The organism is Stenotrophomonas genospecies 3 (assembly GCF_054473855.1).
The window spans coordinates 1-19,544 of the sequence record NZ_JBTMUR010000025.1 but is presented as its reverse complement, the minus strand read 5'-3'; the positions used below and the strand labels follow the sequence as shown (position 1 = coordinate 19,544).

31 protein-coding genes are annotated in these 19,544 nt (G+C 63.4%); 1 reads left to right on the top strand and 30 read right to left on the bottom strand.

The genetic code is table 11. The annotated features are described in order from the left end of the window. Positions 1 to 216: 216 nt before the first annotated feature. Positions 217 to 1,608: a class II 3-deoxy-7-phosphoheptulonate synthase gene (locus ACX9OT_RS21260; protein WP_459003592.1), complete on the bottom strand. Its 1,392-nt coding sequence runs from the start codon at positions 1,606 to 1,608 to the stop codon at positions 217 to 219. Positions 1,609 to 1,829: 221 nt separating this feature from the next. Between ACX9OT_RS21260 and ACX9OT_RS21255 the strand changes: the two genes are divergently transcribed. Then, on the top strand, positions 1,830 to 3,956 hold the full coding sequence (locus tag ACX9OT_RS21255; RefSeq protein ID WP_459003590.1) for a TonB-dependent receptor: 2,127 nt from the start codon (positions 1,830 to 1,832) through the stop codon (positions 3,954 to 3,956). A gap of 84 nt (positions 3,957 to 4,040) precedes the next feature. Here the strand turns inward: ACX9OT_RS21255 and ACX9OT_RS21250 are convergent, their stop codons facing one another. From ACX9OT_RS21250 to ACX9OT_RS21110, 29 genes are all read right to left on the bottom strand, one after another. Continuing rightward, complete coding sequence (locus tag ACX9OT_RS21250; RefSeq protein WP_010483974.1) at positions 4,041 to 4,547, bottom strand: disulfide bond formation protein B; 507 nt, start codon at positions 4,545 to 4,547, stop codon at positions 4,041 to 4,043. Between the two features lie 185 nt (positions 4,548 to 4,732). Next, positions 4,733 to 5,116: a 50S ribosomal protein L17 gene (rplQ, locus tag ACX9OT_RS21245; protein WP_005408217.1), complete on the bottom strand. Its 384-nt coding sequence runs from the start codon at positions 5,114 to 5,116 to the stop codon at positions 4,733 to 4,735. A 191-nt stretch (positions 5,117 to 5,307) separates the two neighbouring features. Then, positions 5,308 to 6,306: a DNA-directed RNA polymerase subunit alpha gene (locus ACX9OT_RS21240; RefSeq protein ID WP_010483975.1), complete on the bottom strand. Its 999-nt coding sequence runs from the start codon at positions 6,304 to 6,306 to the stop codon at positions 5,308 to 5,310. Between the two features lie 55 nt (positions 6,307 to 6,361). Further along, positions 6,362 to 6,991: a 30S ribosomal protein S4 gene (gene rpsD, locus ACX9OT_RS21235; RefSeq protein ID WP_004145446.1), complete on the bottom strand. Its 630-nt coding sequence runs from the start codon at positions 6,989 to 6,991 to the stop codon at positions 6,362 to 6,364. A gap of 15 nt (positions 6,992 to 7,006) precedes the next feature. Next, the gene (gene rpsK, locus ACX9OT_RS21230; protein WP_004145443.1) at positions 7,007 to 7,396 is read right to left on the bottom strand and encodes a 30S ribosomal protein S11; all 390 of its coding nucleotides are present in this window, start codon (positions 7,394 to 7,396) and stop codon (positions 7,007 to 7,009) included. Positions 7,397 to 7,407: 11 nt separating this feature from the next. Beyond that, complete coding sequence (rpsM, locus tag ACX9OT_RS21225) at positions 7,408 to 7,764, bottom strand: 30S ribosomal protein S13 (protein WP_004154500.1); 357 nt, start codon at positions 7,762 to 7,764, stop codon at positions 7,408 to 7,410. 347 nt (positions 7,765 to 8,111) lie between these two features. Continuing rightward, positions 8,112 to 9,479, bottom strand: a complete 1,368-nt coding sequence (gene secY, locus ACX9OT_RS21220; RefSeq protein ID WP_005408215.1) for a preprotein translocase subunit SecY — start codon at positions 9,477 to 9,479, stop codon at positions 8,112 to 8,114. A gap of 7 nt (positions 9,480 to 9,486) precedes the next feature. Next, positions 9,487 to 9,930, bottom strand: a complete 444-nt coding sequence (gene rplO / locus ACX9OT_RS21215; RefSeq protein WP_004154498.1) for a 50S ribosomal protein L15 — start codon at positions 9,928 to 9,930, stop codon at positions 9,487 to 9,489. A gap of 6 nt (positions 9,931 to 9,936) precedes the next feature. Continuing rightward, a complete protein-coding gene (gene rpmD / locus ACX9OT_RS21210) occupies positions 9,937 to 10,128 on the bottom strand; it encodes a 50S ribosomal protein L30 (RefSeq protein ID WP_005408214.1) in 192 nt (63 codons plus the stop codon). Next, on the bottom strand, positions 10,121 to 10,663 hold the full coding sequence (rpsE, locus tag ACX9OT_RS21205; protein WP_005408213.1) for a 30S ribosomal protein S5: 543 nt from the start codon (positions 10,661 to 10,663) through the stop codon (positions 10,121 to 10,123). Before rpsE ends, rpmD begins: the two co-directional genes overlap by 8 nt. A 161-nt stretch (positions 10,664 to 10,824) precedes the next feature. Beyond that, positions 10,825 to 11,184 carry a 50S ribosomal protein L18 gene (rplR, locus tag ACX9OT_RS21200; protein WP_024957318.1) on the bottom strand — a complete coding sequence of 120 codons (360 nt, stop codon included), beginning with the start codon at positions 11,182 to 11,184 and terminating at the stop codon, positions 10,825 to 10,827. An 80-nt stretch (positions 11,185 to 11,264) separates the two neighbouring features. Continuing rightward, positions 11,265 to 11,789, bottom strand: coding sequence for a 50S ribosomal protein L6 (gene rplF / locus ACX9OT_RS21195; protein ID WP_005408211.1), 525 nt, complete (start codon positions 11,787 to 11,789; stop codon positions 11,265 to 11,267). A gap of 18 nt (positions 11,790 to 11,807) precedes the next feature. After that, the gene (rpsH, locus tag ACX9OT_RS21190; protein ID WP_005408210.1) at positions 11,808 to 12,206 is read right to left on the bottom strand and encodes a 30S ribosomal protein S8; all 399 of its coding nucleotides are present in this window, start codon (positions 12,204 to 12,206) and stop codon (positions 11,808 to 11,810) included. A gap of 258 nt (positions 12,207 to 12,464) precedes the next feature. After that, positions 12,465 to 12,770, bottom strand: a complete 306-nt coding sequence (rpsN, locus tag ACX9OT_RS21185) for a 30S ribosomal protein S14 (RefSeq protein ID WP_005408209.1) — start codon at positions 12,768 to 12,770, stop codon at positions 12,465 to 12,467. A gap of 18 nt (positions 12,771 to 12,788) precedes the next feature. Further along, the gene (rplE, locus tag ACX9OT_RS21180; RefSeq protein ID WP_004154491.1) at positions 12,789 to 13,331 is read right to left on the bottom strand and encodes a 50S ribosomal protein L5; all 543 of its coding nucleotides are present in this window, start codon (positions 13,329 to 13,331) and stop codon (positions 12,789 to 12,791) included. Positions 13,332 to 13,342: 11 nt separating this feature from the next. Then, positions 13,343 to 13,660 carry a 50S ribosomal protein L24 gene (rplX, locus tag ACX9OT_RS21175; RefSeq protein WP_004154490.1) on the bottom strand — a complete coding sequence of 106 codons (318 nt, stop codon included), beginning with the start codon at positions 13,658 to 13,660 and terminating at the stop codon, positions 13,343 to 13,345. A gap of 16 nt (positions 13,661 to 13,676) precedes the next feature. After that, entirely contained in the window at positions 13,677 to 14,045 is a 369-nt protein-coding gene (gene rplN / locus ACX9OT_RS21170; RefSeq protein WP_004145357.1) for a 50S ribosomal protein L14, read from the bottom strand. Positions 14,046 to 14,056: 11 nt separating this feature from the next. Continuing rightward, positions 14,057 to 14,326 (bottom strand): 30S ribosomal protein S17, encoded by a 270-nt coding sequence (rpsQ, locus tag ACX9OT_RS21165; RefSeq protein ID WP_004154489.1) that lies wholly within the window; start codon positions 14,324 to 14,326, stop codon positions 14,057 to 14,059. 11 nt (positions 14,327 to 14,337) lie between these two features. Beyond that, a complete protein-coding gene (gene rpmC / locus ACX9OT_RS21160; RefSeq protein ID WP_004154487.1) occupies positions 14,338 to 14,523 on the bottom strand; it encodes a 50S ribosomal protein L29 in 186 nt (61 codons plus the stop codon). Beyond that, a complete protein-coding gene (gene rplP / locus ACX9OT_RS21155; protein WP_004154486.1) occupies positions 14,523 to 14,936 on the bottom strand; it encodes a 50S ribosomal protein L16 in 414 nt (137 codons plus the stop codon). Before rplP ends, rpmC begins: the two co-directional genes overlap by 1 nt. Before the next feature lie 5 nt (positions 14,937 to 14,941). Then, positions 14,942 to 15,676: a 30S ribosomal protein S3 gene (rpsC, locus tag ACX9OT_RS21150; RefSeq protein WP_004145350.1), complete on the bottom strand. Its 735-nt coding sequence runs from the start codon at positions 15,674 to 15,676 to the stop codon at positions 14,942 to 14,944. Between the two features lie 18 nt (positions 15,677 to 15,694). Continuing rightward, complete coding sequence (gene rplV / locus ACX9OT_RS21145) at positions 15,695 to 16,030, bottom strand: 50S ribosomal protein L22 (protein ID WP_004145348.1); 336 nt, start codon at positions 16,028 to 16,030, stop codon at positions 15,695 to 15,697. Positions 16,031 to 16,042: 12 nt separating this feature from the next. Then, positions 16,043 to 16,312 (bottom strand): 30S ribosomal protein S19, encoded by a 270-nt coding sequence (rpsS, locus tag ACX9OT_RS21140; RefSeq protein ID WP_004154485.1) that lies wholly within the window; start codon positions 16,310 to 16,312, stop codon positions 16,043 to 16,045. A gap of 6 nt (positions 16,313 to 16,318) precedes the next feature. Further along, the gene (gene rplB, locus ACX9OT_RS21135) at positions 16,319 to 17,146 is read right to left on the bottom strand and encodes a 50S ribosomal protein L2 (RefSeq protein WP_004145339.1); all 828 of its coding nucleotides are present in this window, start codon (positions 17,144 to 17,146) and stop codon (positions 16,319 to 16,321) included. Between the two features lie 10 nt (positions 17,147 to 17,156). Continuing rightward, complete coding sequence (rplW, locus tag ACX9OT_RS21130) at positions 17,157 to 17,456, bottom strand: 50S ribosomal protein L23 (RefSeq protein ID WP_004145338.1); 300 nt, start codon at positions 17,454 to 17,456, stop codon at positions 17,157 to 17,159. Beyond that, positions 17,453 to 18,058, bottom strand: coding sequence for a 50S ribosomal protein L4 (rplD, locus tag ACX9OT_RS21125; RefSeq protein WP_004145337.1), 606 nt, complete (start codon positions 18,056 to 18,058; stop codon positions 17,453 to 17,455). Before rplD ends, rplW begins: the two co-directional genes overlap by 4 nt. A gap of 12 nt (positions 18,059 to 18,070) precedes the next feature. After that, a complete protein-coding gene (rplC, locus tag ACX9OT_RS21120; RefSeq protein WP_004145336.1) occupies positions 18,071 to 18,721 on the bottom strand; it encodes a 50S ribosomal protein L3 in 651 nt (216 codons plus the stop codon). Between the two features lie 11 nt (positions 18,722 to 18,732). Beyond that, positions 18,733 to 19,044: a 30S ribosomal protein S10 gene (gene rpsJ / locus ACX9OT_RS21115; protein ID WP_005408208.1), complete on the bottom strand. Its 312-nt coding sequence runs from the start codon at positions 19,042 to 19,044 to the stop codon at positions 18,733 to 18,735. A 332-nt stretch (positions 19,045 to 19,376) separates the two neighbouring features. Next, on the bottom strand, positions 19,377 to 19,544 hold a 168-nt coding region (locus ACX9OT_RS21110; RefSeq protein WP_459003594.1), incomplete at its 5' end, for an EF-Tu C-terminal domain-related protein.

Here is a 19,544-nt window from a genome sequence, read left to right as displayed (position 1 = left end):
AGGTCGACACCTACCAACAGCCGCCGGAATCTGTCAGAGGCGGGGCGGTGTCGGAGTGCGGGGTGTCAGCCGCATGGATGCGGCTGCCAAGCCTACATGGACGTACTTGCGGCGTCCCCGCACTCCGACACCGCCCCGCCAATCCACGGAATGCCCGCTGTTGACGTTGACGTTGACTGCAGCAGGTGCAGGGCTGCAAGCCCTGCCGAAAAACCCTTACCGCACTTGCTCCTGCTTGCGCACGATCGCCATCGCGATCTCCAGCGACTGCTCGTAGTTCAACCGCGGGTCCACCGTCGAACGGTAGGCGCGCTCCAGGTCACGCTCGGTCAGTTCGCGCGCGCCACCGGTGCACTCGGTCACGTCTTCGCCGGTCAGCTCCAGGTGCACACCGCCCAGTCGCGTTCCCGCGGCCGCGTGCAGATCAAACGACATCTCCACTTCGCCACGCACGTTGTCGAAGCGACGCGTCTTGAAGCCATTGGCAGTGCTTTCGGTGTTGCCATGCATCGCATCGCACACCCACAGCACGCGGCGGCCATCACGCTTGACCGCATCCAGCAGCGGCGGCAGCTTCTCGGCGATCTGCGCTGCACCCATGCGGTGGATGAAGCTCAGTCGGCCCGGCTCGTCATGCGGATTGAGCACGTCGATCAGGCGCAGCAGCTGGTCCGGCGTCACCGACGGGCCGACCTTGATCGCAATCGGATTGCGCACGCCACGCAGGTATTCCACGTGCGCGCCATCGAGCGCAGCCGTGCGCATGCCGATCCACGGGTAATGCGTGCTCAGGTTCAACCAGCCCTGCTGGCGCGGCACCTGCCGGGTCAGCGCCTGCTCGTAGGGCAGCAGCAGTGCTTCATGCGAGGTGTAGAAATCGATGCGGTTGAGGTTGTGAACGCGGGCCCCGGCCAGGGTCTCCATGAAATGCACTGCATCGCCGATCGAGGCCACCATCTTCTGGTAGTCGGCGGCCAACGGCGAATGGCTCACCCATTCCAGGTTCCAGTACTCGGGGTGGTGCAGGTCGGCGAAACCGCCGTCGATCAGCGCACGCACGAAGTTCATGGTCATCGCCGAATGTGCATGCGCCTGCAGCATCCGATTCGGGTCCGGCAGGCGCGCCGCCTCGGTGAACGCCGGCGCATTGATCACATCGCCGCGATAGCTGGGCAGGGTCACGCCGTCGCGGGTCTCGGTATCGGCCGAACGCGGCTTGGCGTACTGGCCGGCGAAACGGCCGACGCGGATCACCGGCTGGCGCAGGCCATGCACCAGCACCAGGCTCATCTGCAGCAGCACCTTCAGCCGGTTGGAAATGGTGCCCGATTCGCAGTCGCTGAAGTTCTCCGCGCAGTCGCCGCCCTGCAGCAGGAAGCGCTTGCCTTCCTGCGCCTCGGCCAGCTGCTGCTTCAGCGCCAGGATCTCCCAGGAAGTCACCAGCGGCGGCAGCCGCTTCAGCTCGTGCAGGGCGGCGTCCAAGGCTACCGGGTCGGGATAGGTCGGCATCTGCAGCGCGGTCTTGCCTCGCCAGCTCTCCGGCGACCAGGCAGCGCCGGCGGCGGTCGCGGCGGGATCGGGCACGGGCGGAACGGCGGACAGGCTCATTGCAGACTTCCGGGATGGGGGGCGGTCATGGTCGCAGAGCCGGCCGCTGACGCAAAGGGCCGGTCCGGCCGACCTGCTCGCCTGAACGGCAGAGAAAGGCCGACGCCAGCGGCCAGATCCTGCATGGTCAGCCGCCCGGGACAGGCGCATGCTTTGTTATGGAGTAACACTTCCATGTCATGGACCGGCCCCTTCCACATCCAGCCGCCACCTCTCCCACCATGAAGCCCTTGCCCCTCGCTACCGGCATCACCTTCGCCCTGGCCCTGGCCAGCCTGCCCGCCCTCGCCTCGGCAGCCGACGACACCTCTTCGTCCGTCAAGGATCTGGATGCGGTCACCGTCCACGCCCAGCTCGACCAGGCCCGCAACACGCTGTCGCCGGACATCGGCAGCAGCCAGTACCAGATCACCGCCGAGGACATCCAGAAGCAGCCGCTGGGTGCCTCCGCACCACTCAGCCAGGTACTGCTGCAGGCCCCTGGCGTGGTCCAGGACTCCTATGGCGGCGTGCATGTGCGTGGCGACCACGCCAACCTGCAGTACCGCATCAACGGCGTGCTGCTGCCCGAATCGATCTCCGGCTTCGGCCAGACCCTGGACGCGCGCACCATCAAGAGCATCCGCCTGATGGACGGCGCACTGCCGGCGCAGTTCGGCGAGCGCACCGCAGCGGTGGTCGACATCACCACCCGCAACGGTGCCGAGCTGGGCAATGGCGGCAGCGCGGGGCTGACCACCGGCTCGTTCGGCAAGATCAATCCGAACGCCTCCTGGTGGGGCAACCAGGGGCGCTGGAGCTGGTTCCTGACCGGCAACTACGACCAGCATGAGGTTGGCCTGGAGAACCCCACCAACTCGCGCAAGCCGCTGCACGACGATACTCACCAGGGAAAGGCCTTCGCCGACCTCACCTACCTGGTCAACGACAACACCCGCGTGAGCGTGCTCGCCGGCTTCGCCAACAACCGCTTCCAGATTCCGGTCAATCCGGGGCAGACGCCACAATTCGGCTATCTCGATACCACCACCTTCGATTCCAGCCAGCTGGATGAGACCCAGCGCGAGACCACCCGCTTCGGCATGCTGGTACTGCAGGGCACGCTGGGCAGCACCGCCTACCAACTGTCGGCCGGGCAGCGCTACAGCGATGTGGCGTTCAACCCGGACGTCATCGGCGATCTGGTGTTCAGTGGCGTCGCCTCGCAGGTGCAGCGCAGCAACCGTGCCAACACCCTGCAGGCCGACTTCTCCACACCACTGGGCAACGACCACACGCTGCGCTACGGCTTGTACGGCAACTACGAGAACGCACGGGCCAGCAGCAACACCTCGGTGTTCCCGGTTGATGACGGCGGCCAGCAGTCCAGCACCACGCCGCTGCTGATTCCTGACCACAGCGCCTTCCATGCCAGCACGCTGGCGTTGTACGTACAGGATGAGTGGAAAATCGGCGACGACTGGACCGTCAACTACGGTCTGCGCGGTGACCGCTACAAGGCCTTCGGCCGCACCGAGGGCCAGCTCAGCCCGCGCGTGGGCGTGGTCTGGAATGCCAGCGACAGCACCACCGTGCACGCCGGCTACTCGCGTTACTTCACGCCACCGGCCAGTGAGCTGATCGCCAGCAGCGATATCGCCCTGTATGACGGCACCACCAACCAGCAGCCCAGCGGCGGCAACAACACGCCGCTGGCCGAGCGCAGCGACTACTACGACATCGGCGTCTCGCAGCAACTGGGCGAACACCTGACCCTTGGACTGGATGCGTACGACCGCCGCGTCGCCCGCCTGCAGGACGAAGGCCAGTTCGGCGCCGCCTACATCTACTCGACCTTCAACTACCGCCGCGGACACATCCGTGGCCTGGAGTTCAGTGCCGACTACAGCAACGGTCCGTTCAGTGCCTACTTCAATGCCGCGCTGAACAAAGCCATCGGTACGGATGTCATCACCAGCCAGTACAACCTCGATCCCGAGGCGCTGGCCTATGTGGCCAACCACTGGATCCACCTCGACCACGACCAGAAGCTGACCTCGTCGGGTGGCCTCAGCTATGCCTTCGCCGGGCACAACCGGATCGGGGCCAACTACGTGTTCGGCAGCGGCCTGCGTTCGGACATCGAGGGCGTGCCCAACGGTGGCGAGCTGCCGTCCTACCTGCAGGTGAACCTCAGCGCCGGGCACGACTTCAACGTCGACAGCGGCCATCCACTGCATGTGCAGCTGGCGGTGATCAACGCGTTGGACCGCAGCTACCAGCTGCGCGATGGCGGTGGCGTCGGCGTGTTCGCCCCGCAATGGGGACCGCGCCGCGGCGCCTACCTGAGCCTGCAGCAGGATTTCTGAGGTAGTGCCGGCCGCTGGCCGGCATCTACGGGAAAGCTGCCGTCGTTCACGAGGTTGCCGACCAGCGGCCGGCACTACCTTGCCTCAGCGCTTGACCTTGCGCAGCGACACCACCAGCGCCCACAGCGCCAGCAGCACGAACCACACGCCCGACCACATCGGCATGGTCAGACCCAGGAAGGTCCAGTCGATGTTGCCGCAGTTGCCGGTACCAGTCAGCACCGTGCGGAACACTTCCAGCGGCCCCATGGTTTCGCTCAGGAAGGCCAGCGGCGGGCCACAGGTGGACCCCATTTCCGGCGGCAGCATCTGCACGTAGACGTGGCGCGCGGCGATGCCCACGCCCACTGCGGCGGCAATGAACGCCAGCACGCCATAGGTCGCGCGTCCCGGGCGGTTGGACGGACCATGCAGTGCACCAATCAGGAACAGCAGGCCAAGCGCAGCGAAGGCCAGGCGCTGGAAGATGCACAGCGGACACGGCTCCAGGCCCATCTTCAGCTGCAGGAAGATCGCGTAGCCAAGCAGGCCCGCGCAGATCAGGAAGCCCAGGAAGAACTGGGCGCGGAAGGGCCAGCGCAGTGGATTCATCGTCAACGCTCGAATGGATCAGGCGCCAAGCGTAACCGAGAGTGCGCGCCATTCGAACCGCCACAGGTGACGCCTGTCGGAACGGTGTGGGTCAGAGCCCTGTCCTGCGGAAAGGAATCCGACCCCGGAAACGCAAAAGCCCGGCAGAGGCCGGGCTTTCGCTGTGTCGCATTGGATCGGTCCGATTACTCGGCCACTTCCTCGGCCACGACCGGACGGTCAACCAGCTCGACGTAGGCCATCGGCGCGTTGTCGCCAGCGCGGAAGCCGCACTTCAGCAGACGCAGGTAGCCGCCCGGACGGTTCGCGTAGCGCGGGCCCAGGATGGTGAACAGGTTGCCCACGGCTTCGTTGTCGCGCAGGCGGGCGAAGGCCAGACGGCGGTTGGCGACGGAGTCGACCTTGGCCAGGGTGATCAGCGGCTCGGCAACGCGGCGCAGTTCCTTGGCCTTCGGCAGGGTGGTCTTGATCAGCTCGTGCTTGAACAGCGAGGCAGCCATGTTCTTGAACATCGCTTCGCGGTGGGCGCTGGTACGGCTGAACTTACGGCCAGACTTCTGGTGACGCATGGTGATATTCCTTGGTTAATGATGAGACTGTGCGGATCGTTGTCGCCATCCTGGCGTTGCTGCGCGGACTGCGGTTGGTCCTGGCCACCCGTCCTGGGCGACCTGCCGCGCGAACCTGGGGTTCGTCGTGGCATGGTGTGTTGCGTTGAAGGCCCCACCGCGAACGGTGGAGCCTTCAGGCATTACCGATATCAGCCCAGCATGCCGTGGCTGGCGACACCGGCCGGCGGCCAGTTCTCCAGCTTCATGCCGAGCGACAGGCCGCGCTGAGCCAGCACTTCCTTGATCTCGGTGAGCGACTTCTTGCCCAGGTTCGGGGTCTTCAGCAGCTCCACTTCGGTCTTCTGGATCAGATCGCCGATGTAGTAGATGCTTTCAGCCTTCAGGCAGTTGGCCGAACGCACGGTCAGCTCCAGATCGTCGATCGGGCGCAGCAGCACCGGATCCACGCCGTTGTTGGCCGGCTTGGCCGCACCGCGGTCGCGGTGGGTGAAGTCACCGAACACCGACAGCTGGTCGCTGAGGATGTCGGCGGCGGTGCGCACGGCTTCCTCGGCGTCGATGGTGCCGTTGGTCTCGATATCGATGACCAGCTTGTCCAGGTCGGTACGCTGTTCGACGCGGGCCGCTTCCACGGCATAGGCGACGCGGCGGACCGGCGAGAACGAGGCATCCAGGACCAGACGGCCGATGGCACGGGTTTCTTCGTCCGGACGACGACGCGCGGCAGCCGGCTGGTAGCCGAAACCACGTTCGATCTTCAGACGCATGTTGATCGCCGTATCCTTGGTCAGGTGGCAGATCACGTGTTCGCCGTTCAGGATCTCCACATTGTGGTCGACCTTGATGTCGGCAGCGGTGACAACGCCCGGGCCCTGCTTGGACAGGGACAGGGTGGCGCTGTCGCCGGAGTGCATACGGATGGCCACGTCCTTGAGGTTCAGCAGGACTTCGAGCACGTCCTCCTGCAGACCTTCGACCGTGGTGTACTCATGCAACACGCCGTCGATTTCGACTTCCGTGATGGCGAAGCCCGGGATGGACGACAGCAGCACGCGACGCAGGGCATTACCCAGCGTATGCCCGTAACCCCGCTCCAAAGGTTCGATAACGACCTTTGCACGGGTGTCGGTAAGGCGTTCGATCTGCGGACCGCGAGGACGCAGAACCTGGTTGGCGGTAACCGTCATGTTGCGGGTTCTCCTAGTGAACCCCCGGCCGTCGCCGGGGGCTCTCCAATGTGAATTACTTCGAATACAGCTCGACGATCAGCGCTTCGTTGATGTCCGCAGGCAGATCCGAACGATCCGGAACAGCCTTGAAGATGCCGGTGAACTTCCCGGAATCCACTTCAACCCACGACGGGCTCAGGTCATGCTGGGCGGCGACGGTCAGGGCTTCCTGGACGCGCAGCTGCTTGGCAGCCTTTTCAGACAGAGCGATGGCGTCGCCAGCCTTGACCTGGTACGAAGCCAGGTTGACCGACTTGCCATTCACGGTGACGCCGCGGTGCGACACCAGCTGACGGGCAGCCGGACGGGTCACGGCGAAGCCCATGCGGTAGACGACGTTGTCCAGGCGGGTTTCCAGCAGCTGCAGCAGGTTCTCGCCGGTGTTGCCCTTCTTGGTCGAGGCCTTCTTGTAGTAGTTGCGGAACTGACGCTCCAGCAGGCCGTAGATACGCTTGACCTTCTGCTTTTCACGCAGCTGGGTGGCGTAGTCGGACAGCTTGCCCTTGCGGGCAGTGGCGCCGTGCTGGCCGGGCTTCTGCTCCAGCTTGCACTTCGAGTCCAGCGCACGCGCCGGGCTCTTCAGGGACAGGTCGGCGCCTTCGCGACGGGCGAGCTTACAGGTAGGACCGATATAACGAGCCATTTCTTATCGCTCCCTTTAGACGCGACGCTTCTTCGGCGGACGGCACCCGTTGTGCGGGATAGGCGTCACGTCGATGATGTTGGTGATCTTGTAGCCGACGTTGTTCAACGAACGCACGGCCGACTCACGGCCCGGACCCGGGCCCTTGATGCGGACTTCCAGCGACTTCACGCCGTAGTCCAGCGCAGCACGACCGGCCTTTTCAGCCGCCACCTGGGCAGCGAACGGGGTCGACTTGCGCGAACCGCGGAAGCCAGCGCCACCGGAGGTCGCCCACGACAGAGCGTTGCCCTGGCGGTCGGTGATGGTGACGATGGTGTTGTTGAACGAAGCGTGGACGTGGGCAACGCCGTCGGTGACGACGCGCTTGATCTTCTTCTTGGTCTTAGCAGCGGGCTTAGCCATTTCTCAGTCCCTTACTTCTTGATCGCCTTGCGCGGACCCTTGCGGGTGCGGGCGTTGGTACGGGTGCGCTGGCCACGCAGCGGGAGGCCACGACGGTGACGCAGGCCACGGTAGCAGCCCAGGTCCATCAGGCGCTTGATCGCGATGCCGATCTCACGGCGCAGATCGCCTTCCACGATGTACTTGCCGACTTCGGCGCGCAGGCGCTCGATTTCCGGCTCCGACAGATCGCGGATCTTGGTGGTCGAAGCAACGCCTGCGACTTCGCAGACCTTCTTCGAACGGGTACGGCCGATGCCGTAAATGCTTTGCAACCCGACCCAGACATGCTTCTGGGCTGGCAGGTTGACGCCTGCAATACGCGCCATGACGCGGTTCTCCAGCTGAGTGATGGCCGACAGCGCGCCTCGGGCACGCCAATCCGGCAGGATGGATCAAAAAAGTGAACTAGCGATACTAACAAGGTTCCGGTTTACATGGAAGCCCGTGAAACCATTGGTTTCATGAACCCGGCCTGGGGAGTGTGCCCAGGCTCCGGCGCCGGATGGGGTTGGACCTGGGGTTTCCCCCGGGGCCGCCCGCGCTACTCCAGCGCGGGACCACCTCATCACACCCCCACCCGGAACCGCTGCGGGGGCCGCCCTTCGTTTGTGTGGCCGGAGTCCGCGAAGCGGAGGGACCATCACGTCAGGAAGACGAAAGTATAACAGGCCAATCAGCCGCGGGCAAAACCGCCGCGGTTGCCGCCCTTCAGGTTGGCCTTCTTCAGCAGGCTCTCGTACTGGTGGGACATCAGGTGCGCCTGCACCTGGGCGATGAAGTCCATCACCACCACCACCACGATCAGCAGCGAAGTACCACCGAAGTAGAACGAGGCGTTCAGCTGCGTGCGCATCAGTTCCGGCAGCAGGCAGACGATCACCAGGTAGGCCGAGCCGGCTGCGGTCAGGCGGGTCAGCACGCCGTCGATGTAATCGGCGGTGGCCTTGCCCGGACGGATGCCCGGAATCAGCGCGCCCGACTTCTTCAGGTTGTCGGCGGTTTCCTGCGAGTTGAACACCAGCGCGGTATAGAAGAACGCGAAACCGGTGATCAGCGCAGCGAACACGATCATGTGCAGCGGCTCGCCCGGGCCGAGGGCATTGGCGACCTTCTGCAGGACCTGGCCGAAGCTGCTCTGGTTGGCAGCCTGACCGGACCACATGGCCAGGGTGGCCGGGAAGGCCAGCAGGCTCGAGGCGAAGATCGCCGGGATGACGCCGGCCATGTTGAGCTTCAGCGGCAGGAACGAGGTCTGGTTCATGTACGCGTTGCGACCGCCCTGGCGGCGCGCGTAGTTGACCGTGATCCGGCGCTGGCCACGCTCGACGAACACCACGAAGAAGGTGAAGGCGAGCACGACGATGGCGATCAGCAGCAGCTGGATGAACTGGATGTTGCCGTCGCGGTAGGCGTCGAAGGTGTGGATGATCGCACCCGGCAGGCCAGCGACGATACCGGCGAAGATGATCAGCGACACGCCGTTGCCGATGCCGCGTTCGGTGACCTGCTCACCGACCCACATCAGGAACATGGTGCCGGCGGTCAGCGCGACCACGGCGGTGAGCACGAAGCCCATGCCCGGCGCGTACACGACCGGAGCGCCCGACGGCGAGACCTGGCCCTGCAGGGCCAGTGCGATCGAGCCACCCTGCACCACTGCCAGCAGCACGGCGCCGATGCGCGAATACTGGGTGATCTTGCGGCGGCCGGACTCACCTTCCTTCTGCATCGCCTTCAGGGCGGGGAAGATGTGCACGGCCAGCTGCATCACGATCGATGCCGAAATGTACGGCATCACGTTCAGCGCGAAGATGCTGAAACGGTGCAGGGCGCCGCCCGAGAACATGTTGAACATGTCCACGATGCCGCCGCCCTGCTGTTGCATCATGGCAAGCATGGCATCGGGATTGACGCCCGGCACCGGCACGTAGCAGCCGATGCGATAGACGATCAAAGCCCCGACGACGAACAGCAAACGTTGGCGAAGTTCAGTGAACTTGCCCATTCCGCCCGCGAGGTTACCGATGCCAGCTTGCGCCATGATTTTCTTACTCCGTTACGCTGCCGCCGGCAGCTTCGATCGCAGCCTTGGCACCAGCCGTGGCAGCGATACCCTTCAGGGTGAACGCCTTGGTCACTTCGCCCTTGACGACGACCTTGGCCTTCTTTGCAGTGCTCGGGACCAGCTTGGCAGCACGCAGGGCGGCGAAGTCGATCTCACCGGCCGGCAGCTTGTCCAGCGCGTACAGCAGCACTTCAGCGGTGTCCTTGGCGATCGGCGAACGGAAGCCGATCTTCGGCAGACGACGCTGCATGGGGGTCTGGCCGCCTTCGAAGCCAGCCTTGATCTTGCCGCCACCCTTGCGGGCGAACGAACCCTTGTGGCCGCGGCCGGCAGTCTTGCCCAGGCCCGAGCCGATACCGCGACCGACGCGGGTACGCTCGGTGCGGGCGCCCGGTGCCGGGCTCAGTTCATTGAGACGCAGAGTCATGGTCGATTACTCCTCAACCTGGACGAGGTACTGAACCTTGTTGATCAGGCCGCGCACCTGCGGGCTGTCCTTCAGTTCACGCACATCGTTGAGCTTGTTCAGGCCCAGGGCACGCACCGACAGGCGGTGACGCGACTGGGTGCCACGCAGGCCACGCACCAGGCGGACCTTGACAGTCTTGTTGGACTCATTAGCCATGGTTGAGTTCCTCCACCTTCTTGCCGCGCTTGGCCGCGATGCGGGCCGGCGACTGCGCAGCAGACAGGCCCTTCACGGTGGCACGCACCAGGTTGATCGGGTTGCGCGAACCGGTGGCCTTGGCCAGCACGTTCTTCACGCCAACCGCTTCCAGCACGGCGCGCATGGCACCGCCGGCGATGACGCCGGTACCTTCCGAAGCCGGCTGCATGAACACGCGGGCTGCGCCGTGACCATCCTTGATGGTGTGCCACAGGGTGCCGTTGTTCAGGTCAACGCTGACCAGGTTCTTGCGGGCCTGTTCCATCGACTTCTGGATGGCGACCGGCACTTCGCGGGCCTTGCCATAACCGAAACCGACCTTGCCTTCGCCGTCGCCGACAACGGTCAGGGCGGTGAAGGTGAACTGGCGGCCACCCTTGACGGTCTTGCTGACGCGGTTGACCGCGACCAGCTTTTCGATCATGCCGTCGTCGATCTTCTCTTCGCGGTTACGGTCGCGATCGCGACCCCGCTGCTGACGCTCTTCTGCCATGTTGATTCCTTGGTTGTTTGGGTATGTACGGCTCGAAGCCGCTTATGGTTGTGGCGTGACGCGGCGTTCCGGTGGGCCGCTGCAGAAGAGCGGCGCCGTCCAGCCTCACTCAGGCTGGCGAGCAGGCAGGCAGGAGGCCAATGACCCCCTGCCCTTGTCCCTTAGAACTGCAGGCCGGCTTCGCGGGCGGCTTCTGCCAGGGCCTTGATGCGGCCGTGGTAGCGGTAGCCCGAACGATCGAAGGCAACCTTCTCGACGCCGGCGGCCTTGGCGCGCTCGGCGACGATACGGCCGACCTTGGCGGCGGCGTCGGCGTTCTTGCCGTTCTTCAGACCTTCCATGACGTCGGTCTGGGTGGTGTTGGCAGCAGCCAGCACCTTGGAACCGTCGGCGGTGAAGACCTGGGCGTACAGGTGCTGGCCGGTGCGCAGCACCGACAGGCGGGCGACGCCGAGCTCACGGATGTGGGCGCGGGTCGACTTGGCGCGACGCAGGCGGGCGATGTTCTTGTTCATTTTGATTATTCCTTGAAAGCTGAAGGAAGAGCTTTTCCCTGAGAAGTCCGCACAGGGATGTGCGGGCTCTTGCGAGGGACTCGCGCTTATGCCTTCTTGGCTTCCTTACGGATGATGACTTCGTCGGAGTACTTCACGCCCTTGCCCTTGTACGGCTCCGGCTTGCGGAACGCACGGATCTTGGCGGCAACTTCACCGACGACCTGCTTGTCAGCGCCCTGGACCAGGATCTCGGTCTGGGTCGGGGTCGACAGGGTGATGCCTTCCGGCGCCACGAACACGACCGGATGCGAGAAGCCCAGCGACAGGCTCAGGTCCTTGCCCTGCATGGCAGCGCGGTAACCCACGCCGACCAGCTCCAGCTTGCGCTCGAAGCCTTCGGACACGCCCTTGACCATGTTGGACAGGATCGCACGCACGGTACCGGTCAGTGCGACCAGGTCGGCGTTCTCGGTGCTCAGGGTGGCAACGCCGTTGTCGACGTTGATGGCAATACCGGCCGGCTTGGCCAGCGACAGGGTGCCCTTCGGGCCCTTGGCGGTGACGCTGTCCGACTGGACGTTCAGTTCAACCTTACCCAGGTCGATCGGCTTCTTGGCTACGCGGGACATAGTTCTACTCCTTTCGCCTTAGGCCACGAAGCACAGGACTTCGCCGCCGACGCCCAGCTGGCGCGCCTGCGCATCAGTCATGATGCCCTTGGAGGTGGAAATGATGGAGATACCCAGGCCGTTCATGACCTTCGGCAGCTCGCTCTTGCCGCGGTACTGGCGCAGGCCCGAACGCGAGAAGCGCTTCAGGGTCGCGATGACCGGCTTGCCTTCGAAATACTTCAGCACGATTTCCAGCTCGGACTTGTTGTTTTCCAGCTGGGTCACGCGCAGGTCGGTGATGTAACCCTCGTCCTTCAGGACCTGGGCAATCGCAACCTTGATCTTGGACGACGGGGCTTTCACCGTCTGCTTGCCAACCGCGGCCGCATTCTTGATGCGGACCAGCAGGTCGGCGATGGGATCAGTCATGCTCATATGAGTACCTTTGAGTGCACCGATATCCGCTTTCGCGAAAATCTGTTGTCTCCTGGAAACGGGCCAGGTCCCTTGTTGCAGCGGGCCGGAAGCCCACTCCTACAACCCCGTCTGCACAGGGCAAGACGCGGGAGTATACGCCAAAAGAGCCCGGCTTGCGCCGGGCTCTTCGGTTTTTTTGCGTCGGAAAAGCTGAATGCCTCCCCTGCCCGGTTCAGGAACCCCCGAAGGGGCTCCTGATCGCAGGGCCGGCTGGGATTACCAGCTGGCCTTGCGCAGACCCGGGACGTCGCCACGCATGGTGGCTTCACGCAGCTTGTTACGGCCCAGGCCGAACTTGCTGTAGACGCCACGCGGACGACCCGACAGCTCGCAACGGTTGCGCTGGCGGCTCGGCGACGAATCGCGCGGCAGCTTGGCCAGCTTGGTTGCGGCGTCGATCTTCTCTTCGTAGGTCGCGTCCACGGAGGACACGATCTTCTTCAGAGCTGCACGCTTTTCAGCGTACTTCTTTGCCAGCTTTTCCCGCTTGATGTCGCGGTTGACCATGGAGGTCTTTGCCATTTCGGTTTCCTCGACAGATCAGTTACGGAACGGGAACTTGAACGCTGCCAGCAGCGCCTTCGCTTCCGCGTCGGTCTTCGCAGTGGTGGTGATGGCGATATCCATACCGCGGATCGCGTCGACAGCGTCGAAGTCGATTTCCGGGAAGATGATCTGCTCCTTCACACCCATGTTGAAGTTGCCGCGGCCGTCGAAGGAACGACCGGAAACACCACGGAAGTCGCGCACGCGCGGCAGCGAGATGTTGATCAGGCGATCCAGGAACTCGTACATCTTGTGGCGACGCAGCGTGGTCTTGCAGCCGATCGGCCAACCATCGCGGATCTTAAACGACGCAACCGACACACGCGACTTGGTGACAACCGGCTTCTGGCCGGAAATCTTGGTCATGTCGCCGACGGCGTTTTCCAGGATCTTCTTGTTGGTGGCCGCTTCGCCGACACCCATGTTCAGGGTGACCTTGACCAGCTTCGGCACTTCCATCGGATTGGTGTAGCCGAACTGCTTCATCAGCGCCGGCACCACTTCGTCCTTGTAGAACTTTTCGAGACGGGAACTCATCTTCTCATTCCTCAGGCGTCGAGCGCCTCACCGCTGGAGCGGAACACACGCAGTTTGCGTCCATCCTCCAGCACCTTGAAGCCAACGCGTTCGCCCTTGCCCGAAGCCGGGTTCAGAACATTCACGTTGGAGATATGGATCGAAGCTTCGCGCTCGACCACGCCGCCGGCAACACCTGCCTGCGGGTTCGGCTTGGTGTGGCGCTTGACGATGTTCACGTTGGCGACGACCACACGGTCGCCGTCGACGCGGACGACTTCGCCCTGCTTGCCCTTGTCCTTGCCAGCGTTGACGACAACCTGGTCGCCCTTCTTGATACGGTTAGCCATGATTATCTCCTGTCGCTCACAGCACTTCGGGAGCGAGCGAGACGATCTTCATGAACTTCTCCGAACGAAGTTCACGGGTCACCGGCCCGAAGATACGGGTACCGATCGGCTCCTGCTTGCTGTTCAGCAGAACGGCAGCGTTGCCGTCGAAGCGGATCAGCGAGCCGTCGGCGCGACGCACACCCTTGCGGGTACGCACCACGACGGCGTCATACACTTCACCCTTCTTGACCTTGCCGCGCGGAATCGCATCCTTCACGGTGACCTTGATGATGTCGCCGATGCCGGCGTAACGGCGCTTGGAACCACCCAGCACCTTGAAGCACATCACCTGCTTGGCACCCGAATTGTCCGCGACGTCAAGGTAGCTCTGCATCTGGATCATGATTCAGCTCCTTATTCAGCCGCGCGCGTGATGACTTCCACCACGCGCCAGTTCTTGGTCTTGGACATCGGAGCAATCTCGGTCACGCGGACGACATCGCCTTCCTTGCAGGCGTTGTCGGCATCGTGGGCGTGCAGCTTCGTCGAGCGCTTGATGTACTTGCCGTACAGCGCGTGCTTGACCTGACGCTCAACCAGGACGGTAACCGTCTTGTCCATCTTGTTGCTGACGACACGGCCTTCGACCGTGCGCAGCGTCTTCTTTTCAGTATTGTCGCTCATAGCGGCCATCCTTACTTCGTGCTGCCGAGCAGGGTCTTGACGCGAGCAATCTCGCGGCGGACCCGGCGAATGTCGTGGGTCTTCGGCAGCTGGCCGGTGACCTGCTGCATACGGACAGAGAACTGTTCCTTACGCAGGTCGATCAGGTGGGCCTTGAGTTCGTCAGCCGACTTTTCACGGAGAGTTTTGATATCCATCAGCGCACCGTACGGGTCACGAAAGTGGTGGTGACCGAGAGCTTGGCGGCGGCCAGGCGGAACGCCTCGCGAGCCACTTCCTCGGAAACACCCTCGATTTCATAGATCATGCGGCCGGGCTGGATCTGGGCCACCCAGTATTCCACGTTGCCCTTACCAGAACCCATTCGGACTTCGATGGGCTTCTTGGTGATGGGCTTGTCGGGGAACACGCGGATCCACATCTTGCCGCCGCGCTTGACGTAGCGGCTGATCGAGCGGCGGGCCGCTTCGATCTGACGCGCGGTCAGCTGACCGTGTGCGGTTGCCTTCAGGCCGTATTCGCCGAAGCTGACAGCGTTGGCGCTCCAGCTCAGGCCATCGTTACGGCCCTTGTGTACCTTGCGGTACTTGGTTCGCTTGGGTTGCAACATTGTCGTTACCTCGCTTCACGGGCCGGGCGCTGACGGTCACCACGGTCGCCGCGATCGTGACGATCGTTGCGCGACGGGGTGTCGTCCTGCTTTTCCTGGCCAACCTGGGAGAAATCGAAGACCTCGCCCTTGTAGATCCAGACCTTGATGCCGATGATGCCGTAGGTCGTCTTGGCTTCAGCGAAGCCATAGTCGATGTCGGCACGCAGGGTGTGCAGCGGCACGCGGCCTTCGCGGTACCACTCCGAACGGGCGATTTCTGCACCGTTGAGGCGGCCACCGACGTTGACCTTGATGCCCAGGGCACCCAGACGCATCGCGTTGCCGACCGAGCGCTTCATTGCACGGCGGAACATGATGCGACGCTCCAGCTGCTGGGCGATCGACTCGGCAACGAGCTGCGCGTCCAGTTCCGGCTTGCGCACTTCGGTGACGTTGATGTGCGCCGGGACGCCCATCATCTCGCTCACTTCCTTGCGCAGCTTCTCGATGTCCTCACCGCGCTTGCCGATCACCACGCCCGGACGGGCGGTGTGGATCGTCACGCGAGCGGTCTTGGCCGGACGCTCGATCAGGATCTTGCTGATGCCGGCCTGAGCCAGCTTCTTGCGCAGCATTTCGCGCACTTTCAGGTCGGCTGCCAGGTAACCAGCGAACTCGGCCTTGTTGGCGTACCACTTGGAGTTCCAGTCCTTGGAAATGCCGAGGCGGATACCAATCGGATGAACTTTATGACCCATGGTCTTTTCCTTATCCGCTTACTTGGCGGCGCCCACAACCACAGTGATGTGGCTGGTGCGCTTGAGGATGCGGGTACCGCGGCCTTTCGCCCGCGCCATGAAACGCTTCAGGGTCGGACCTTCATCAACCATGATGGTCTGAACCTTCAGCTCGTCGACGTCGGCGCCCTGGTTGTTCTCGGCGTTGGCAATTGCCGACTCCACCACCTTCTTGATCAGGTGGGCAGCCTTCTTGTCCGAGAACTTCAGCAGGTTGACCGCACGCTCGGCCGGCAGACCGCGCACCTGGTCAGCGACCAGACGAGCCTTCTGCGGGGAGATGCGCGCAGTGCGCAGGATGGCTTTCGCTTCCATTGTCATCTCTCCTTACTTGCCCGACTTCTTGTCACCACCGTGACCCTTGAAGGTCCGGGTGATGGCAAATTCGCCAAGCTTGTGGCCGACCATGTTCTCGTTGACGAGAACCGGGATGTGGTTCTTGCCGTTATGCACGGCAATGGTGACGCCTACCATGTCAGGCAGGATCATCGAACGGCGCGACCAGGTCTTGATCGGCTTCTTGCTGCCCGCAGCGGCCTCCACCTTCTTGACGAGGTGGTGATCGACGAACGGGCCCTTCTTGAGTGAACGTGCCATGGTCGATTAGCCCCTACGATCGCGGACGATGAACTGCTGAGTGCGCTTGTTATGGCGCGTCTTGTAACCCTTGGTCGGGACACCCCACGGGGTGACCGGATGCGGGTTACCCTGGCCGGCCTTCGCCTCACCACCACCGTGCGGGTGGTCAACCGGGTTCATGGCAGCACCACGAACGGTCGGGCGGACGCCGCGCCAACGCTTGGCACCGGCCTTGCCCAGCTTTTCCAGGCTGTGCTCGTCGTTGCCGACTTCGCCGATGGTGGCGCAGCACTCGACCGGAACCTTACGCATTTCACCCGAGCGCAGGCGCAGGGTGGCGTAGATGCCTTCGCGAGCCACCAGCTGCACGGCCGCACCAGCGGCGCGAGCGATCTGAGCGCCCTTGCCCGGCTTCAGTTCGATGCAGTGGATGGTGGTGCCGACCGGAATGTTGCGCAGCGGCAGGGTGTTGCCAGCCTTGATCGGGGCATCCGAACCAGCGATCACCTGATCACCAGCCTTCAGGCCCTTCGGGGCGATGATGTAGCGACGCTCACCGTCGACGTAGCACAGCAGAGCGATGTGCGCGGTGCGGTTCGGATCGTATTCGATGCGTTCCACGCGCGCCGGGATGCCCAGCTTGTTGCGCTTGAAGTCGATGATGCGGTAGTGCTGCTTGGCACCACCACCGACGTGACGCACGGTGATGCGGCCATGGTGGTTACGACCACCCGAGCGGCTCTGCGACTCGACCAGCGCAGCGTGCGGAGCACCCTTGTGCAGGTCGGGAGTGACCACGCGCACGGCCGAACGGCGGCCGGGGGAAGTGGGCTTGAATTTCATCAATGGCATGGGATGTACCTCAGGCCTTGGCCGTTACATCGATCGACTGGCCATCGGCCAGGCGAACGTACGCCTTGCGCCAATCGCCGCGGCGGCCAGCACGGTTACGGAAGGACTTGTTCTTGCCCTTGACGTTGACCACGTTGACGGCTTCGACCTTGACGTCGAACAGCTGCTCAACCGCGGCCTTTACATCGGCCTTGGTGGCTTCGTTCGAAACTTCGAAGACATACTGGTTGGAGAGTTCCTGCAGGCGCGCGGTCTTTTCGGAGACACGCGGGGCACGCAGCACGCTGAAGATTTTTTCGTTGCTGTTCATGCCAGCCACTCCTCGACCTTCTTGACCGCGTCAGCGGTGATGACGACCGTGTCGGCACCCACCAGCGAGACCGGATCCAGACCCTGGACGTCACGCACCTGCACGTACGGCAGATTGCGGGCGGACAGGTACAGGTGCTCGGACGCTTCTTCGGTGACGATCAGCGGGCGCTTGCCCACTTCCAGGCCGGCCAGCTTGGCGATCAGACCCTTCGTGTTGGTCACTTCGACGTCGAAGGACTCCACGATGGTCAGACGGCCCTGACGGTTCAGCTCGGACAGGATCGCGCACATGGCGGCACGGTACTGCTTGCGATTGACCTTCTGCTCGAAGCTGCGCGGCTTGGCCGCGAAGGTGACACCGCCGCCGACGAAGATCGGAGCCGTCAGTGCGCCATGACGCGCGCCGCCGCCCTTCTGCTTCTTCGACTTCTTGGTGGTACCAGCCACTTCGGAGCGAGTCTTCTGTGCCTTGGTGCCGGCGCGACCGGCGTTGCGGTAGGCAACGACGACCTGGTGGACCAGATCTTCGCTGAAATCGCGACCGAACACGGCGTCGGAGACCGAGACCTTGTTGTTGCTACCCGTGATAACGAGTTCCATCGTCATCTCTCCTTATGCCTTGCTCGCCGGACGGACGATCACGTCGCCACCCGCCGCGCCCGGAACGGCGCCGCGAACGGCGATCAGACCGCGCTCGACGTCGACCTTGACCACTTCCAGGTTCTGGGTGCTCTGCTGCACCGCGCCCATGTGGCCCGACATCTTCTTGCCCGGGAAAACGCGACCCGGGGTCTGGCGCTGACCCAGCGAACCCGGCGCGCGATGCGACAGCGAGTTACCGTGGGTTGCATCGCCCATACGGAAGTTGTGGCGCTTGATGGTGCCCTGGAAGCCCTTACCCTTGGTGACACCCTGGACGTCGACGATCTGGCCGACTTCGAAGATGTCCGCCTTGACTTCGCCGCCAACGGCGAAATCGCCGAGCTGCGCGTCTTCAACGCGGAATTCCCACAGGCCACGACCCGCTTCCACCTTCGCCTTGGCGAAGTGGCCGGCTTCCGGCTTGTTGACCAGGGCAGCGCGACGCGCGCCGACGGTCACCTGCACGGCGCTGTAGCCGTCGGTTTCGACGGTCTTGATCTGCGCGATGCGGTTCGGGGTTGCTTCGATCAGGGTCACCGGGATGGAGCGGCCATCTTCAGTGAACACGCGGCTCATGCCAGCCTTGCGGCCCACGAAGCCCAACGAATACTTCTTCGTCATGGTCGTAGTCCTCAGGTCAGCTTGATCTGAACGTCGACGCCGGCAGCCAGTTCGAGCTTCATCAGCGCGTCCACGGTCTTGTCATTCGGGTCAACGATATCGAGCACGCGCTTGTGCGTGCGGGTCTCGTACTGGTCACGCGCGTCCTTGTCGACGTGCGGGGAAACGAGAACGGTGTAACGCTCGATCTTGGTCGGCAGCGGGATCGGGCCACGCACTTGCGCGCCGGTCCGCTTTGCCGTTTCAACGATCTCGCTGGCCGAACGGTCGATCAGACGATGATCGAACGCTTTCAGCCGGATCCGGATCTTTTGGTCCGCCATGGCGGTAGGTTCCTTCGTTAAAAGAGCGACAGACAAAGCCTCTGGGTTGCTTTGTCCCATGAAATTCCTGAATACGGACGACCCACAGTCCTGCAGGCCGCCAAGGTCACTCCATAGACCTCAAAAACGTAGGCAGACCAGTTACCCGGCCTGCCCAGACGTAGAAGCATAATGGCACGCAAGGCAGCTGTCAACAGTCGCCTGTTGACGCCGCCTGAATGGCATTGACCCTTCCTGGTCCGGGGAACACAAGGCACATCCTGTGCCTGCTTTCCCATTTGATACGCCCCGATGCCCTACCCAGGCAACATCGGGGCGCTGATACTACCAGATTACTCGATGATCTTCGAGACCACGCCGGCGCCGACGGTACGGCCGCCTTCGCGGATGGCGAAGCGCAGACCTTCGTCCATGGCCACCGGGTTGATCAGGGTGACTTCCATCTTGACGTTGTCACCCGGCATCACCATTTCGACGCCTTCCGGCAGCTTGGCGGCGCC

Bases quoted from the DNA above. Each gene is read 5' to 3' on its own strand.
- ACX9OT_RS21260 (WP_459003592.1), bottom strand. From the start codon at position 1,608: ATGAGCCTGTCCGCCGTTCCGCCCGTGCCCGATCCCGCCGCGACCGCC.
- ACX9OT_RS21255 (WP_459003590.1), top strand. From the start codon at position 1,830: ATGAAGCCCTTGCCCCTCGCTACCGGCATCACCTTCGCCCTGGCCCTG.
- ACX9OT_RS21250 (WP_010483974.1), bottom strand. From the start codon at position 4,547: ATGAATCCACTGCGCTGGCCCTTCCGCGCCCAGTTCTTCCTGGGCTTC.
- rplQ (WP_005408217.1), bottom strand. From the start codon at position 5,116: ATGCGTCACCAGAAGTCTGGCCGTAAGTTCAGCCGTACCAGCGCCCAC.
- ACX9OT_RS21240 (WP_010483975.1), bottom strand. From the start codon at position 6,306: ATGACGGTTACCGCCAACCAGGTTCTGCGTCCTCGCGGTCCGCAGATC.
- rpsD (WP_004145446.1), bottom strand. From the start codon at position 6,991: ATGGCTCGTTATATCGGTCCTACCTGTAAGCTCGCCCGTCGCGAAGGC.
- rpsK (WP_004145443.1), bottom strand. From the start codon at position 7,396: ATGGCTAAGCCCGCTGCTAAGACCAAGAAGAAGATCAAGCGCGTCGTC.
- rpsM (WP_004154500.1), bottom strand. From the start codon at position 7,764: ATGGCGCGTATTGCAGGCGTCAACCTGCCAGCCCAGAAGCATGTCTGG.
- secY (WP_005408215.1), bottom strand. From the start codon at position 9,479: ATGGCGCAAGCTGGCATCGGTAACCTCGCGGGCGGAATGGGCAAGTTC.
- rplO (WP_004154498.1), bottom strand. From the start codon at position 9,930: ATGACTCTGCGTCTCAATGAACTGAGCCCGGCACCGGGCGCCCGCACC.
- rpmD (WP_005408214.1), bottom strand. From the start codon at position 10,128: ATGGCTAATGAGTCCAACAAGACTGTCAAGGTCCGCCTGGTGCGTGGC.
- rpsE (WP_005408213.1), bottom strand. From the start codon at position 10,663: ATGGCAGAAGAGCGTCAGCAGCGGGGTCGCGATCGCGACCGTAACCGC.
- rplF (WP_005408211.1), bottom strand. From the start codon at position 11,789: ATGTCCCGCGTAGCCAAGAAGCCGATCGACCTGGGTAAGGTTGAACTG.
- rpsH (WP_005408210.1), bottom strand. From the start codon at position 12,206: ATGAGCATGACTGATCCCATCGCCGACCTGCTGGTCCGCATCAAGAAT.
- rpsN (WP_005408209.1), bottom strand. From the start codon at position 12,770: ATGGCAAAGACCTCCATGGTCAACCGCGACATCAAGCGGGAAAAGCTG.
- rplE (WP_004154491.1), bottom strand. From the start codon at position 13,331: ATGAGTTCCCGTCTCGAAAAGTTCTACAAGGACGAAGTGGTGCCGGCG.
- rplX (WP_004154490.1), bottom strand. From the start codon at position 13,660: ATGGCTAACCGTATCAAGAAGGGCGACCAGGTTGTCGTCAACGCTGGC.
- rplN (WP_004145357.1), bottom strand. From the start codon at position 14,045: ATGATCCAGATGCAGAGCTACCTTGACGTCGCGGACAATTCGGGTGCC.
- rpsQ (WP_004154489.1), bottom strand. From the start codon at position 14,326: ATGAGCGACAATACTGAAAAGAAGACGCTGCGCACGGTCGAAGGCCGT.
- rpmC (WP_004154487.1), bottom strand. From the start codon at position 14,523: ATGGATATCAAAACTCTCCGTGAAAAGTCGGCTGACGAACTCAAGGCC.
- rplP (WP_004154486.1), bottom strand. From the start codon at position 14,936: ATGTTGCAACCCAAGCGAACCAAGTACCGCAAGGTACACAAGGGCCGT.
- rpsC (WP_004145350.1), bottom strand. From the start codon at position 15,676: ATGGGTCATAAAGTTCATCCGATTGGTATCCGCCTCGGCATTTCCAAG.
- rplV (WP_004145348.1), bottom strand. From the start codon at position 16,030: ATGGAAGCGAAAGCCATCCTGCGCACTGCGCGCATCTCCCCGCAGAAG.
- rpsS (WP_004154485.1), bottom strand. From the start codon at position 16,312: ATGGCACGTTCACTCAAGAAGGGCCCGTTCGTCGATCACCACCTCGTC.
- rplB (WP_004145339.1), bottom strand. From the start codon at position 17,146: ATGCCATTGATGAAATTCAAGCCCACTTCCCCCGGCCGCCGTTCGGCC.
- rplW (WP_004145338.1), bottom strand. From the start codon at position 17,456: ATGAACAGCAACGAAAAAATCTTCAGCGTGCTGCGTGCCCCGCGTGTC.
- rplD (WP_004145337.1), bottom strand. From the start codon at position 18,058: ATGGAACTCGTTATCACGGGTAGCAACAACAAGGTCTCGGTCTCCGAC.
- rplC (WP_004145336.1), bottom strand. From the start codon at position 18,721: ATGACGAAGAAGTATTCGTTGGGCTTCGTGGGCCGCAAGGCTGGCATG.
- rpsJ (WP_005408208.1), bottom strand. From the start codon at position 19,044: ATGGCGGACCAAAAGATCCGGATCCGGCTGAAAGCGTTCGATCATCGT.